Origin of the sequence: Bartonella sp. MM73XJBT.G (assembly GCF_028618435.1) — a bacterium.
Lineage (GTDB): Bacteria > Pseudomonadota > Alphaproteobacteria > Rhizobiales > Rhizobiaceae > Bartonella.
Map to the genome: position 1 here is coordinate 185,559 of NZ_JAQISW010000002.1, position 14,879 is coordinate 200,437.

General features: G+C 34.9%; 9 protein-coding genes and 1 tRNA gene. 4 read left to right on the plus strand and 6 right to left on the minus strand.

Annotated elements, in window-relative coordinates:
- Window positions 1-147: 147 nt before the first annotated feature.
- Window positions 148-423 (minus strand): hypothetical protein, encoded by a 276-nt coding sequence (locus PVV59_RS02135; protein WP_273754266.1) that lies wholly within the window; start codon window positions 421-423, stop codon window positions 148-150.
- A gap of 311 nt (window positions 424-734) precedes the next feature.
- On the opposite strand from PVV59_RS02135, the gene PVV59_RS02140 reads away from it, so the two are divergent.
- Window positions 735-1,841 (plus strand): branched-chain amino acid aminotransferase, encoded by a 1,107-nt coding sequence (locus PVV59_RS02140; protein ID WP_273754267.1) that lies wholly within the window; start codon window positions 735-737, stop codon window positions 1,839-1,841.
- 114 nt (window positions 1,842-1,955) lie between these two features.
- Here the strand turns inward: PVV59_RS02140 and glpX are convergent, their stop codons facing one another.
- Entirely contained in the window at window positions 1,956-2,942 is a 987-nt protein-coding gene (gene glpX, locus PVV59_RS02145) for a class II fructose-bisphosphatase (RefSeq protein WP_273754268.1), read from the minus strand.
- Window positions 2,943-3,078: 136 nt separating this feature from the next.
- On the minus strand, window positions 3,079-4,395 hold the full coding sequence (locus PVV59_RS02150) for a homoserine dehydrogenase (protein WP_273754269.1): 1,317 nt from the start codon (window positions 4,393-4,395) through the stop codon (window positions 3,079-3,081).
- A 1,451-nt stretch (window positions 4,396-5,846) separates the two neighbouring features.
- On the opposite strand from PVV59_RS02150, the gene PVV59_RS02155 reads away from it, so the two are divergent.
- From PVV59_RS02155 to PVV59_RS02165, 3 genes are all read left to right on the plus strand, one after another.
- A tRNA-Glu gene (locus tag PVV59_RS02155) sits at window positions 5,847-5,921 on the plus strand.
- Between the two features lie 792 nt (window positions 5,922-6,713).
- On the plus strand, window positions 6,714-7,928 hold the full coding sequence (locus PVV59_RS02160; protein WP_273754270.1) for an NADP-dependent isocitrate dehydrogenase: 1,215 nt from the start codon (window positions 6,714-6,716) through the stop codon (window positions 7,926-7,928).
- 116 nt (window positions 7,929-8,044) lie between these two features.
- Complete coding sequence (locus tag PVV59_RS02165; RefSeq protein ID WP_273754272.1) at window positions 8,045-9,475, plus strand: MFS transporter; 1,431 nt, start codon at window positions 8,045-8,047, stop codon at window positions 9,473-9,475.
- A gap of 38 nt (window positions 9,476-9,513) precedes the next feature.
- On the opposite strand, the gene PVV59_RS02170 is transcribed toward PVV59_RS02165, so the two are convergent.
- From PVV59_RS02170 to PVV59_RS02180, 3 genes are all read right to left on the minus strand, one after another.
- Entirely contained in the window at window positions 9,514-10,713 is a 1,200-nt protein-coding gene (locus PVV59_RS02170; protein ID WP_273754273.1) for an MFS transporter, read from the minus strand.
- 1,083 nt (window positions 10,714-11,796) lie between these two features.
- Complete coding sequence (gene tgt, locus PVV59_RS02175; protein WP_273754274.1) at window positions 11,797-12,915, minus strand: tRNA guanosine(34) transglycosylase Tgt; 1,119 nt, start codon at window positions 12,913-12,915, stop codon at window positions 11,797-11,799.
- 1,435 nt (window positions 12,916-14,350) lie between these two features.
- Window positions 14,351-14,866, minus strand: coding sequence for a peptidylprolyl isomerase (locus PVV59_RS02180; RefSeq protein WP_273754275.1), 516 nt, complete (start codon window positions 14,864-14,866; stop codon window positions 14,351-14,353).
- Window positions 14,867-14,879 lie beyond the last annotated feature (13 nt).

Here is a 14,879-nt window from a genome sequence, read left to right on the forward strand (position 1 = left end):
ACCGTTACATGATTTATTTCAATGATTTATCAGAAACTTCAGAAATTAAAATCATCTCCATCTTTTTGGTTTATGTATTTACCTCAACTTTATTCTTTAATCTGCATCAATTTTCGCCTTATTTAAAAGATTATGTTTCAAAAAAAATCACTGCGTACTCTTATAGGTATAAGGTACAGGAGGGGTTGAATTTAAATCTTTTTGAGGCGTTGTTATGCTCTGACTTGTTTGTGGAGTATTATAATGTGAACTATGTTCAGGAGGTCTTGCAAAAAAAGATCCTAAAAAACCAAAAACAAACCAAATAATAACCAGAGCAAGAAGAATAGCAAAAATACCCTTAGCGATTGAAACACGCTGTTCATGATCTTTTCTTTCTTCAGCCATACGTTCTTCATATGTGTGATAATTTTTATCAATCATAGTGGATTCCTTTTCTCAATCCCCTTAACCTTAAAATTTTTAGAAAATATGCATATATGAAATCATTCAGATACTTATTTTGAGAAAACGATAAAGAAAGATAAAGGTTCCAGATACCTTTATTAAAGTGAGGAAAGAGAACCGAGAATAGAATTAAAATATCTACCATAACCTTTGAACGCTATAATAAAACCCTTTGCGTTCTACAATAAAACATTGACACAAAGGATTTGCTAATAATAGAGTTATGAGCGAAATATCTCGTTATTTTTATTAAATAAAAAATAAAACAGTCTCAAAAGGTTTTTCTTATGAAATCTCCCATATCATCACTTCCCTTTACAATAGAAAAGAACCCATCACCTCTATCAGAAAAAAAACGTGAAGAAATTTTAAAAAGTCCCGGTTTTGGTCAATTCTTTACAGACCATATGTGCACTATTCAGTGGACAGAAGACAAAGGCTGGCATAACGCCGTTATTTCTCAATACAAAGCTTTAGAAATTAACCCTGCAAGTACCGTTTTGCATTATGGACAGGAGATTTTTGAGGGTTTAAAAGCATATCGTGCAAAAGATGGACGCATCTTGCTCTTCCGTCCTGATGCTAATGCACAAAGATTTATAGAGTCAGCACACCGGTTAGCGATGCCAGAATTACCAAAAGATATTTTTCTGGATGCCGTTCATCAATTAGTAAAAATTGATCAAAAGTGGGTTTCTGATCATCCTAACGTAAGCCTCTACATTCGTCCATTTATGTTTGGTAATGAAAACTTTTTGGGCGTTCGCCCTTCTCAAGAATATCTTTTTTGTATCATAGCCTCTCCAGTTGAATCCTATTTCAAAGGAGAGGAAAAGTCTGTCAGCGTCTGGATTGAAACAGAGTATAGTCGTGCAGGTCCAGGAGGAACAGGTGCTGCTAAATGTGGTGGAAACTATGCAGCCAGCTTACTTGCACAAAAAAGTGCGATTGAAAACAATTGTAGCCAAGTGCTCTTCCTTGATATGGTTGAACATACATGGATTGAAGAACTTGGCGGTATGAATGTCTGCTTTATTATGGACAATAATACACTCGTAACCCCTCCCCTTAATGGAACAATCCTTCCGGGAATAACACGTCATTCAATTTTACAGTTGGCTAAACAAATGGGATTAACGATAGAAGAGCGTCCTTATTCTTTTGCATCGCTTCAAGAAGATGTAAAGAGTGGACAACTTAAAGAAGTTTTTGCTTGTGGTACAGCTGCCGTTGTCACATCAATCGGCCGTTTTAGATATAAAGGAGGAGAATTTATTATTGGAAATGAAACAGTTGGAGAAGTCACAAAGCAACTTCAAGCACAATTGGTTGGTCTTCAAAAAGGAAATATAGAAGATAAAAATGGCTGGGTTTATTCTGTCCAGCTCTCATAATAAGACGATATTCTCATATCTATAAAGGCTTCCATGAAGATATATCGGCCTTCATGGAAGTGTTCGTGCTAAAAGTAATCTCTCTATTTTTTAGGGATGACAAAAAGGAAAACATTAATCAAATTTCGAATGATCTCTATGCTTTGCTTTAATATTGCGAACTGTCCCCGTATGAGAACGCATTACAAGAGTTTCCGTTTGAATGTAGCGAGGCGTGAATTTAACACCAGACAGCATGTTACCATCTGTCACCCCTGTCGCTGAGAACAAAACGTCACCCTTTGCCATTTCTTCCATTGTATAAACCTTATTGGGATCACTAATCCCCATTTTGGCTGCACGAGCAATTTTCTCTTCTGTATCAAGCAACAAACGACCTTGCATCTGTCCTCCAATGCAGCGTAAAGCAGCAGACGCTAAAACACCCTCTGGAGCACCACCAATTCCCATATAAATATCAATACCTGTTTCTTCTGGATCAGTTGTATCAATAACAGCAGCAACATCTCCATCACCAATCAAGCGAATCGATGCCCCTGTCTTTCGCACTTGCTCAATCAGTTTTTCATGACGAGGCCTATCCATAATACAAACAGTAATCTGATTAACAGCCACACCTTTAGCCTTTGCAAGAGCATGAATATTATCGGTAGGACAAGCATCTATATCCACCAATCCCTTTGGATAACCAGGACCAATAGCAATTTTGTTCATATAAACATCAGGAGCATAAAGGAGGTTACCTTTTTCAGCAATAGCAATCACTGCCAAAGAATTGGCAAGATTTTTAGCACAAAGTGTTGTTCCTTCCAATGGATCAAGTGCAATATCGATCGCCAGTCCATTTTGAAGACCTACTTTTTCTCCAATATAAAGCATGGGCGCTTCATCCCGCTCACCTTCGCCAATCACCACTGTACCCTCAATAGGCAATCGATTAAGTTCCTGCCGCATTGCATCTACAGCAGCTTGATCGGCTGCCTTTTCATCGCCACGTCCGCGCCAGCGCGCAGCAGCAACAGCAGCACGTTCAGTGACACGTACCAATTCAAGTGTCAAAATACGATCAAGTCCATTTAAAGTCTTCTGAGTTGTGGGCATATGAAAAAATCCTACCGAATAAATACCAGAAAAAATATGAGTTCTTAATTAAGCTCTAAAAATAAAGCTTTTGACAAAGATGAAAACTTTCCACAAGAGATAAAAATATTCCAGCTTGTCTTATCAAGATAAGTTATCAATTCTCTGCCATACGTTCAATACGAATGAATTGAGATTTTGCAACAAGATGTCCATCTTTTTCAATTTCTGCAAGTGCCTGTCGTACATTCACTTCTGTTGTTTCATGTGTGATTAAAATAATCGTTTTTTCAATCTGATTTTCTATAAAAGGTCTTTGAACAATCGACTCTAGCGAAATATGATTATCAGCCATATGCCTTGCAACCGCGGCAAAAACACCAGCACGATCATGAACATTTAAACGTATAAAATAGCCCCCTGCATGATGTGAAATGCGTGCTTTTTTATGAGGAGAAAGCTTTAAAGCTGGACGTCTTAAAACAGGTGCATAGTGAAAACCAGAACGTGCTTTTGCTATATCAGCCAAATCACCAATAACAGCTGATGCTGTTGCCATTCCTCCAGCGCCAGGACCAGAAAATAATAATTCACCTAATAAATCACTTTGAATAGAAAGAGCATTGGTTACACCATTGATCTGTGCAATCATTGAGGATGTTGGGACCATTGTTGGGTGAACGCGTTGCTCTATTCCAGAATCCGTTTTTAAAGCAACCCCTAAAAGCTTAATTCTATATCCCAATTCATCAGCCGCCCGAATATCAATTTGCGAAATATTATGAATTCCTTCAACATAAACATCATCCAACGAAACAGCTGTTCCAAATGCCAAGCTTGTTAACAAAGCTAATTTATGAGCGGTATCATTTCCCTCAATATCAAAAGTTGGATCTGCTTCAGCATACCCCAATCTTTGTGCATCTGCTAAACAATCTTTGAATGAAAGGCCTTCTGTAAACATGCGTGTTAATATATAATTACAGGTTCCATTGAGAATACCATAAATCCGCGATATATGATTGCTGACAAGCGATTCTCTCATCGCTTTAATGACAGGGATTCCCCCTGCGACAGCTGCTTCAAAATGAAGAAAAACGCCTTTTTGTTCTGCAATTATAGCTAGCTCTACCCCATATCGAGCGAGAAGAGCTTTATTGGCTGTTACAACATGATGTCCTGCCTCAAGCGCACTCTTAACAGCAGTATATACAATATCCAATTCACCACCAATTAACTCGACAAAAACATCAATCTCGTCAAAGGCAGCCATCTCCACAGGTGAATCAAACCATCTCATATTACTGAGATCAACTCCACGATCACGGCCTTTATCGCGCGCACTAACAGCAACAACTTTGATGGATCGCCCACACTGACAAGCCAAACTATTCGCTTTTTCACATAGAGCTCGAACAACTGAGGTACCAACCGTACCAAGTCCCGCAATACCAACTTTTAAAGCTTCTGCCATTATCTAACCATTGATCCTTATCCATATTGAAAATATCGTTTAAATGATGTGCCAATCAATACAAAGAATACTGGCAATACAAAGAATACTGGCAACAAAAAGAATATTGATATCCATCAGGACAAAAGAAATCCCCTGCTCCCTCCATACTTTTTTCTAATAGCATTATCCCCGCTTGTTCAATCAAAATTCCTAAAAATACAAATATTTATTTTCTTTTAAAATTTTAAAACCTTTATAAAAGATCTAATTCAAAATGAAAATCTACAAAATTGATAAATGCAAATTACCGTAAAAAAAATTGCTTTGTTTTTAAAAAGTAAAAGCCTTCTCATAAAAACTAATCTCTATCAACAAGGGATAGAAAAAATCTCTCAAAAAATAATCAATAATACGCAAAAGAATATCGAATATTTGGTAAAAAATACAAACATATCTCTTCCAAATCAACAAGTATTAAACAAAAAACATTCTTTCATAGGATACGTAAAGAGAATGGACAAAATATAAAGTGGATTATTAAATAATAATGCATTCCTTCCTACCATTATATAGCTTGAATTGTCGTTCTTTAATGTAAAGAGCTTAACATTCTTCTGTATAAAAATAGAACATTACATTAAATGTAAAAAACAAAAACTCATTTGTGTACAGCATAATTCTGAAAAATTATAAATATGGAGAATAAATTTGCAAAGTTTAAATATTTTACCTTAACTTATTGCCAATTTTTTTAAAAACGAACAAATTGCAATGACAAAAAACTCCATAAATCCTTTACCTGCACTGATTCATTTTCAAATAAAGAACTTTCTAAAGATGTGAGAGAACAAATAAAAATCCTTTAAATTTTTCACATCCATGTAAAGGTATAGTTGAGAAAAATAATTTTTAAAATATTTCTAAAAATTTCCTCAATATTTTTTATTTTTATCATACATATTTTCTTCTTGTGAAATTGAAAGAAATCTACAGCTTATGATTTGAAAAAACTTTTGTATGATTCGCACTCTTTGTTAACTTACTCATAAATATTTCTTTCTCTTTCATAAATTATATAAACTTTGCTTTATGATAAGCTTAAATAAGCAGCCTTCTGTATAAAGGCTCTCTCAAGTAAGTTAAAGGATATTCACATGTACAAGCATGAGACAAAAATGAGTAAAATACGTAAAAAATAAATATCTTTAAAATGCTTTTATGATCATTTTTATATAGGCATCAAACTGAAAGTAAACAACAAATATCATTCACTAAATATGATGTTCGCAGCAAAATTTTTTATCCATCATGATAACTCTATATTTTTTCTATAAAAAAACTTAGAAAATAAAATGATTTAAACAAAAGTCATTTAAAAATTATTCAATAAAACACATTTTTTTCAAAAAAAATGACACAGAGGGCTTGCGAAGTAAAAAGATCCTCTCTATAAGCCTCATCATTGGTTTGCGCCCATCGTCTAGCGGTTAGGACATCGCCCTTTCACGGCGGAAACAGGGGTTCGATTCCCCTTGGGCGTACCAATTTTTCTTTTCTTCTGTGTAAGATATTGATTTTACTTATGTTTTAAATATCATGGATCATAAATAAAAATCAAGGAACAGACTTTTAAAGAGGTCTTTTCTTAGAAAAGGTGTAAAAGTCATCTGATGATTCATTTGTCGTTTTTCCTCATAGAAAGAAGTCTAGTGTAGTCCTTAGTATCAATTAAAAAATTAATAAAATATAAGTTAGAGGATTTCTCTAGTGATACGGTGATTTTGTAAGCGGTATTTGTACGTATGCTATTAATTTTTAAATAAAAACCAACCACACCCTTTATATATTTCTTTCAACTTTTAAAACTGAAATTGATTACCAAGAAAGCATTTTAGATGAATCATCCCTCATTACAGGGCTTTTTATATCACATTAAATTTTTATAAACAAACAGTCCGTAATTTTAGATTAAATGGCGATATAAAAATAGATGCTTACTCACGAAAAAAACTCAAGAAACCCTCATTGAGAATACAATCAACTTATCAAAACGTTAAATAGGAAATTTGATGATAAAAATATATATCCCTATTCCCCAGAAACATCCTTAATTTATTAATTAAATTATGCTTTTTTCAGTTACACAATGATAATAGATTTGCAAACACATCACTTCTTTTCAAAAATTAAACTCTTCAATAAAGTTTTATACTCTATTGATCATATATTCCCTCCCCCACACACATTTACATGCCCCTTTGCCCCTTGTTTTTACTTTTCATTATAAACCTGAAAGTGCTATAAGGTAATATCACTTAAAAGAAAAAGGACTTCTAATGGCAAAGATCAAAGTAGAAAATCCCGTTGTTGAACTCGATGGGGATGAAATGACCCGTATCATCTGGAAATATATCAAAGATAAATTAATCCATCCCTATCTCGACATTGATCTCAAATATTATGATCTTTCCGTCGAAAACCGTGATGCAACCAATGATCAGGTAACGATTGATTCTGCCAATGCTATCAAAAAATATGGGGTTGGTATAAAATGTGCAACCATCACACCTGATGAAGCACGTGTTAAAGAATTTAACTTAAAAAAAATGTGGAAATCACCCAATGGCACTATCCGCAATATTTTAGGAGGCGTTATTTTTCGCGAACCCATTATCTGTAAAAATGTCCCTCGCCTTGTTCCTAACTGGACAAAGCCAATTATTATCGGACGTCACGCTTTTGGTGATCAATATAAAGCAACAGATTTTAAATTTCCAGGCAAAGGGAAACTAAGTATTAAATTTGTTGGTGATGATGATCAAGTTATTGAGCATGATGTTTTTGATGCCCCAAGTGCAGGGGTTGCCATGGCAATGTATAATCTTGATGAGTCAATTCGTGATTTTGCCCGTGCAGCTTTTAATTATGGACTACAGCGGAATGTTCCGGTTTATCTTTCAACAAAAAATACCATCCTAAAAACTTACGATGGTCGTTTTAAAGATATCTTTCAAGAAATATTTGATACGGAATTTAAAAATGAATTTGAAAACCGTAAATTGTATTACGAACACCGTCTCATTGATGATATGGTAGCTTCGGCACTTAAATGGTCAGGCGGCTATGTCTGGGCATGTAAAAACTATGATGGTGATGTTCAGTCTGATATTGTTGCCCAAGGTTTTGGTTCTCTTGGTCTTATGACTTCCGTTCTCATGACACCGGACGGTAAAATTGTTGAAGCAGAGGCCGCACACGGCACCGTAACACGCCACTACCGTCAATATCAAAAGAATGAAGAAACATCAACAAATTCTATTGCATCTATTTTTGCATGGACTCGTGGACTAGCGCATCGGGCCAAACTGGATAACAATAATAAATTAAAAAACTTTGCCACAACATTGGAAGAAGTTTGTATTAAAACCGTTGAAGAAGGTTTTATGACGAAAGATCTCGCGCTTTTGATTGGACCTAAACAAAAATGGCTTTCTACAACAGGTTTTCTCGACAAAATTGATGAAAATCTCAAAAAAGCAATGGACAATTAAGCAATAATTTAATTAAAATTCAAAGCTCTAAATAGAGCTTTGAATTTTTCTTGGTGAATTTAAAGAACTGCCTTATAAATAAAAAGAAAATAAACTTTTATTAAATAGCAAAAACAGTGAAAAAACAAAGCTGGTCTACGCTTCTATTGAGTAAAAATGGTCCTTGCTTTTTAACGTTTACAGGCGGAGTTGTGCTGCACGCCACCAACGTTTATATCGTTATTACTATTTTACCCTCCCTTATGAATCATATTGGCAATGAAATATATTATTCTTGGGTTGCTACTGTCTTCATTACAGCTTCTCTCGTAGGAACTTCCCTTGCAACAAAAATATTAGGAAAACTAGGTCCCCGTAACGCTTATGTTATCTCTGGAGTTATCTTTACCCTAGGGACTTTCCTGTGCAGCATTTCTTCATCTATGCCATTATTTTTAATAGGACGCTTTATTCAAGGATTTGGAAGTGGTTCTTTGTTATCCCTATCCTATTCCATGGTGCGTATTTTTTTTAATCCATCTTTATGGTCACACGCATTAAGTGTTATTTCTGGAATGTGGGGAATATCAACCTTATTAGGACCAGCGATCGGAGGGCTTTCTATATATTATGGCCTATGGAGAGCATCCTTTTGGATCATTGGTGTATTTGCTATATTCTTCTCACTCATCGCCTTTAAATTTTTACCAAAAAAGAATGAAAGTGATATTCCAACATCCCCTTTTCCTCTTCTCCAGCTTTTCATACTCACCTTATTGATTTTTATCATTTCGGTTGGAGGGGCTATGGAGTCAACAATGGCAAAAATCTGCGGGCTCGTTATCGGACTTAGTCTTCTCTTTGTTCTAGCAAGAATCGAATCATCTAATCTTCACCCTATGTTGCCGCATAAATCCTTTTCCTTTTCTTCTGAAATTTTTCCTGTTTACGCATTGATCCTCGTTATGACAACAGTCGTCTATAGTATAGAACTTTATTTTCCACTTTTTCTTCAAGAGCTTCATGGGCAAGCTCCACTTATTGCTGGTTATATAGCAGCACTCATGAGCCTAGGGTGGACATGTGGAGCCCTTTCAAGTGCTGGTATCTCCGCAAGAAAAATTCGCAACATCATTGTATACTCCCCCTTATTAAAACTGTTAGGCATCACTATTCTTTTATGGCTTATTCCAACAGAAGTTTCCACAGTTGAATATATTTTTATTATTTGCTTAGCACTATTTTCTATTGGGGTCAGTGCAGGTATAGCGTGGCCACATTTACTCACAAGGATATTACAATGTGCAAATGATGAAGATGCTCTGCGTGCAAGTGAATCCCTTACCTTTGTGCAACTATTTTCAGCGGCCTTAAGTGCAACTCTAGCAGGAGTCATCACTAATCTTGCAGGCCTCTTTAATCCTGGAGGAACAATAGGAATGATCTTAGCAGCAAAAACACTTCTTATCGTGCTTATGGGGCTTTTATTTTGTTTTGCTATTCCATTAGCGTTGCGCATTTCCTACTGCATATTTAAAAATCCAACAGGACATTCTAATAATAACTAAAAATAAATATAAAAATTTCTTCTTTACTTAAAAAAATATTAAGAACGCTTCTCCATAAACCATGAGATGCAAAAAACCATTAATCCGCAAAAAGTTAGAATACTTCCTAAAATGGCTGTATATTCATAACTATAGCCCAATTTTAAAACCAATGCTCCAGCTTCTGCACCAAGAGCGTTGGCAATATTAAAAGCAGACTGCATTAATGCTCCTGCCAAAATCTGTCCCTGTAGTGCAACATCCATAATTTTTGTTTGTATAGAAGGCATAGCCGCAAAAGAAGTCCCAACCAAAAAGCATCCTATTGCAGCTGTTAACGGAGCATAAGATAAAAAGAAAAAAACAAAAAAAACAAATACGCTCCAAAGCATAGAAAAAAATATCATCGGCGAAATGCCTATTTTAGTAGCCAATTTAGGCCCCAAGAGATTTCCTAACACCATCCCCAATCCAACTAAGGGCATGATAAAGGGTATCCACTCAAGTGAAAAACCAGAAATATGCATTAATGTTGACTTAATATAAGTAAAAACAGAAAATAATCCTGACGCTCCCACCGAAACCATTGTTAAAAGAAGCCACACCTGCTTTTGCTTTAATGCACCCATTTCGTGTAAAGGGCTCGTTCTTTTACTCCTTAAATCGCAAGGCAAAAAATTCCAAATAAGAAAACAACATAATAAAGCAATCATACCCACAAGGATGAAAGCAATCTGCCAACCAATAAGTTGACCAATCCAAGTTGCACTTGGTGCTCCTAAAACGGTTGCAATAGTTAAGCCAAGCATAACAGACCCAACAGCTTTAGAACGTTCATTCATTTTCACCATTGAAGAGGCAACCATAGCCGCAAGTCCGAAATAGATTCCATGAGGAAGACCACTGAGAAAGCGTAATACGACTAACATGCTAAAATCAGAAAAAAAAGTGCTCGCAATATTTGCTAAGGCATAAAAAAACATCAACCCTATCAAAACAGTTTTACGTGAAAATTGAGCAGTTGCAACAGCCAAAAGAGGAGCTCCAATCACAACACCTAATGCATAAGCAGAAATATATTGACCCGCAGTAGGAATATCAACATATGAACTTCGTGCCATCTCTGGAAGAAGCCCCATTGCAACAAACTCTGCAGTCCCAATAGAAAAACTCCCTACTGCAAGAGCTAAAATTGCTAAATGACGTATTTTCGAATCAATTTCCAACGCAAGAATATTTTGTTTATGAGAATCGATCATATCATCATTTCTGGATAAGATTTTTTGGATAAGATTTTTTGCTGTAGATATCTGTAATACGTAAAACTAAAAATTCAAAATATTGTTACATGCATGCTAAATCGTCCCCAACAAAGTTTTAAAAACATTTTGACATATAAGCATTTTATGAAATTTTTAGTAAGATTCTTTAATTAAAGATCTTTTAAAAACCTAACGGTTATAGATATATTCAACTATTTTTATGAGACCAGCCAGATAATAAACCCAAGATAATAAACTATGTCTCCTTTTTTCAGCAGTTTCAATTTTACCCTAAATCTTTATTTAGAATGATGTAGCACACGCTATAAACAATTCTAAAATTTATCGAAGAATACATTCCAAACAGATGAGCAATATCTCATCATTATCTTGATACAAATATAAAAACCTCTGCCTAATTTATTATTTCTTCGTTTTTATGACCTAAATCCCCCCCTCCAAATTGATAAGCTATAATTTCAACGCATATGCCATCTTATTATGGGTTATTATAGAATCTTTTAAAAATTCTCATGATAATCGTGCTTGATTTCTCCATTGATTAAATAATCCTATTCTCGAGATATTTATCCCTATCTCATCTTATAGATAAATAGCATAAGATCTTTTTTGATCTAATTCACTATCTGTAAATTTGAAATATCCATATAATATATTATGATTTTTTATATAAATATAATATTACTTTAATTTTCTAAGAATTTATCTTTCCTTTTGCATGTAATATATTCTTTACCTTAATCAATAAAAGAATACAAAAGAACTCATAAAAATACAATTTTCATACTTCTTTAAGAGTTCGCTAACGCCTCATTAACATTGTTGTTTTAAACACTCATCAGAAACAGAAATAAACTGTTTTTCTCCGGATCAGGTAGCGCGTACCGGAGTAACAGTTTCTGTTTTGCATGATAATTACAAAAAGAATATATGCCCCGTAAAATAATACCTTTACGTTTTAAGATAGTGCAATTTTATATTTTGGGAAGATATTTCTAATTTTATTTTTTGAGTAAAATTTGTAAGTAAAAAATAAAACACTATATTGAGATGAATGTTTTAGCGTCCTTGTGCCCATAGAGCACGCGTTTCAGCGCAAAAATCAGCATAACAGCCCTCTTCAATGGCATCACGAATTCCTTGCATCAATTGTTGGTAATAAAAAAGATTATTCCAGGTCAACAACATACCACCAAGAGATTCACCAGATTTGATCAAATGATGTAAATAAGCGCAACTATAATCATTTGCTGCTGGACAAAGTGACTGTGGATCAAGAGGATGGGGATCTTCTGCATAACGCGCATTCCGTAAATTAATTCTACCAAAGCGTGTAAAAGCTAAACCATGACGTCCTGCACGTGTTGGCATAACACAATCAAACATATCAATACCACGCGCAACACTTTGTAAAATATCATCAGGTGTCCCTACTCCCATAAGATAGCGCGGTTTATCCTCTGGCAAAATCGGACAAGTCGTATCCAACACTGCTGTCATAACATTCTGCGGCTCACCAACAGCAAGACCTCCAATCGCGTACCCTTTTAAATCCATTTCTTTTAATGCTTGAGCAGAACGTTCACGCAGTTCCATATTATCACCCCCTTGAACAATCCCAAACAATGCTTTATCTGGCTGTTTCCCAAAAGCTGTTTTACAACGTTGTGCCCACCGCAATGAAAGTTCCATAGCTTCTTCCATCTCTTTTTCACTTGCGGGTAAAGCAATACATTGATCCAACTGCATCTGAATATCCGCATCAAGAAGTCCTTGAATTTCGATAGAACGCTCTGGACTCATTTCATAGTAGGCTCCATTAACATAAGAGCGAAAAATCACACCTTGTTCGTTAATTTTACGGATGCCCGCCAATGACATAACCTGAAAACCACCAGAATCGGTTAAAATAGGTCCATTCCAGCGCGAAAATTTATGTAATCCCCCCAAACGGGCAACACGTTCAGCTCCTGGACGCAACATTAAATGATAAGTATTCCCCAAAATAATATCCGCCCCAAGATCACGTACTTGATCCATATACATAGCCTTAATGGTTCCTGCCGTCCCCACAGGCATAAAAGCAGGTGTGCGAACACACCCACGTCCAGTAATAATTTCGCCTCGACGAGCACATCCATCTTGAGCAATTTTTCTATAATGAAATGTCTTTATCATCACTCTTATTTTCTTGATTTGATTTCATCAATACATACTTCTATAGAAAGAAAAAATATCTCCCTTACGAGCATTGCCATAAATTTTTATGAATTAATTTTTGATTCGCTTAAACCAGTATAAAAAGATAAACGAGATAAAAGAATATTTACTATCAAGAAACCACCATAATAAAGAAATAATCTAGCTCCAGAAAAATAATAAATATCGATACTTAACGTACCAAACCTTAATAGAACTATGAAATTACTATCTCAATAATCTCATCTTTACGTACTTTCATAAGCGATGTTTTTGTAAGAATAGAAAAAATTTTAATCACATTTACTTTCGATATTTTTACTTTGAAAGATAATTTTTTACATATTATACAACATATTAATTTATAAAGATAATTTACTTTTTACATATTGTAATGAAAGGCCCAAATAGCGTAAGTTTCTCTTATTTCAAACCTATACCATATTGAATTACCCAAAATCATTTACTTATACGTTATAAACGACTAGGCCATGTGGAATGAAACTGTACAAGAAAAGACTAAAAAATACTTCTTGTGAGACTCTCAAGTGCCAAAAGCTGTCTCAACCTTAGGGTCTAGCACTGTGGTCTAATGGCGCCAGTTTGCTCTTTTATTAAACTATTAAGCATAAAAATGGTGTAGCTTAATGAATTTTATATGATTCATAGGGGTTTTACCGTGAGACCATTCAAGAAATGAACTTGGATGTGCTAAGAGATGTTTTTTTAAAACAAAAGCGTAAATATGCAACACAAGTGTAACAGTTTAAAGCATTTCTCCATAAAAAACGAAAGCGTAAGGCCATGCATAATCTTTATCATTTAAAAGATACTGCCTTAAATGATTTTGAAAAAGTAAATCTGAATTAAAAAGGAAATGGTAAGATTAATTTTTGTGTTTGCTTTTACGTCTTTATGTTCTTTCCAAATTAGGTCATCTTCCTATTTTAGAGATTACGCCAATAAGGATATACACAATACGCTCATACTTTCACCTTGTATATGAACACTGAAACAGCCAAGCTCTTATCCATCACAATATATATTTCAAACATGCTGCTGCATTAGGATTAGATTTTTCTATACAAACAGCAACAAAAGCACGTTCTTTTTTCAGAACAGGAGCAAAACCATTAGGAGACCAGCAATTGATCGAAGAGGAGTGTTGTTTTTTTTATAAAACACTTTGCCCCCCCCTAAAACAACTGGCTTTGCATTTTTTATCCTGACAGCTTTTTGTACAAATCCTTGGCGCCAATTCTTGTAGATCAGATTGAAAGAAATAATGGAGAGTTCTTAGCTTAAAAATGCAAAAGAAAAGCATGATACTACAAAAAAAATTCACATACCCTTATTGATCAGAAAAGAGTATTTTCTTTCAGACAGTTTATAATTGAAACGCATATGATTTATACTATTCTGCATCAGCAGCAATAACAGCTTTGGTAATTGTATCAGGATCATCGACAACAGGTTCACCGCGCTTAATTTTATCAACATTTTCCATACCCTCAACGACTTTCCCCCATATGGAATATTGACGATCAAGCCACGGAGCATCTGCAAAACAAATAAAAAACTGCGAATTAGCGGAATTTGGATTCTGACTCCGCGCCATAGAAACTGTACCACGCTTATGAGAAAGATTTGAAAACTCTGCGGCTAAATCTGGTTTTTCTGAACCACCCATCCCCGCACGTGATAAATTAAATTTTTCACCATCCTTCTTTCCAAACTGCACATCACCAGTCTGCGCCATAAAACCATCAATAACGCGATGGAAAATAACATTATCATAAGCACCTTCACGAACAAGTTCTTTAATACGTGTAACATGGCCAGGCGCTAAACCAGCAAAAAGTTCAATAACAACTCTGCCTTTCGTCGTGTCAAGAATTAAGATATTTTCTGGATTTTTATTCTCAACCATATGAAAACTCCTT